General features: G+C 66.6%; 1 protein-coding gene and 1 pseudogene. Both read right to left on the bottom strand.

Annotated elements, in window-relative coordinates; translation table 11 throughout:
- Nucleotides 1-467 (bottom strand): annotated as a pseudogene (locus KVS69_RS18325) (hypothetical protein); the annotation flags it as partial.
- Between the two features lie 308 nt (nt 468-775).
- Entirely contained in the window at nt 776-1,126 is a 351-nt protein-coding gene (locus KVS69_RS18320) for a DUF2958 domain-containing protein (protein ID WP_217539420.1), read from the bottom strand.
- Nucleotides 1,127-1,151: the final 25 nt, after the last annotated feature.

The following is a 1,151-nucleotide window of genomic DNA, read 5'->3' as shown; positions in this document are numbered from 1 at the left end:
GGCTGGTGGCGCGTAGGCGAGACAGCGCCGCCGCGGAGGGCATAGGCGACAGCAATGCGGTCTTCCAGGCCGGGCGCGAGCGTGAAGCGCAGGCAACGGCCTGGGCTGCGCGCGATCAGCGCCAGCCCCTTGCCGTCGTGGAGCAGGTGCTTGTGGCCGGGGATGCGCCAGAACGCGAAGGCGGTAGCGTCCTGCGGTGGATCGGCATCGGGGTAGAGCTGTACCACAGCCGCATGACCAGGCAGCCAGGCGGGTTGCGCGTCGCGCGCATCCAGGGCCGGGTCTTCCAGCAGGCGCAATCCCCAGCGATGCGCCGCTTCCGGCCGGCGATGACGGCGCAGCCATTCGAGCCGGTAGTCGGGATGCCTGCGCAGGTATTCCCAAGCTAGCGCGAGCGCATCCAGCCACAGAACGTAGAGGTATGCCGCAGTTGGATACCAATGCGCGAAGTGATGAGGATTGACCATGACGCCTCCTCCTGCGAACAGGACTCGCCGCCACGGAAGAACTACGCGCTACATCGCCCTCGTCGGAACGTCATGGGCTAGAAAGGCGGATGGGGCTGTCAAGACCGATTGGCTCCGATGCGTTGCGGTATTCGTCTCAATGCTGCGGCGGCAGCGCCCGAAAAGGGGGTACTGCACAAGCCAGCCTGCCGCAGCCCGCGCCACGCATCATGTCTATTTGGATCAGACTGGTGGGGCTACGCCGCAAGAATCTCGATTGAGACTTACCGGGTATGACACCAGACTGAAAAAGTCACAGTAGGACGTATTCAGTCCGGGATCGCTCCGTCGCGTTCGGCCAGCCGGGTGTATTCCGACAGCGTGCGCGTGGGACGGAAATAGAGGTCGCGTAGCACGGGCTGCTGGCGCGGCCCGACGATGCCGGCCAGCTCGGACAGCTTGACGGTGCCCTGCCCGGGCATCCCGATCCCCAAGTCGATAAGGCCCCAAGCGGTGTCGCCATCGGCGGGATCGAGCGCCGCCAGCAGCCAGGTCACATGCGCGTCGGGCGGTAACCGGCGGACCACGGGCACCGGGTCGATGGCCCGGCCAGCGGCACGGGCCCCGCCGTTGGCGAGCAGTTGCGCGCGCTCCGGGTCGGTGGCGAGTGGCTGGGGCATGGTCGGTAATCCCACGAATCCAATG

This window comes from Stenotrophomonas sp. GbtcB23 (genome assembly GCF_019091045.1).
GTDB lineage: Bacteria > Pseudomonadota > Gammaproteobacteria > Xanthomonadales > Xanthomonadaceae > Stenotrophomonas > Stenotrophomonas rhizophila_A.
The sequence above is the reverse complement of the archived record's forward strand: the minus strand, read 5'-3'. Positions and strand labels throughout refer to the sequence as shown.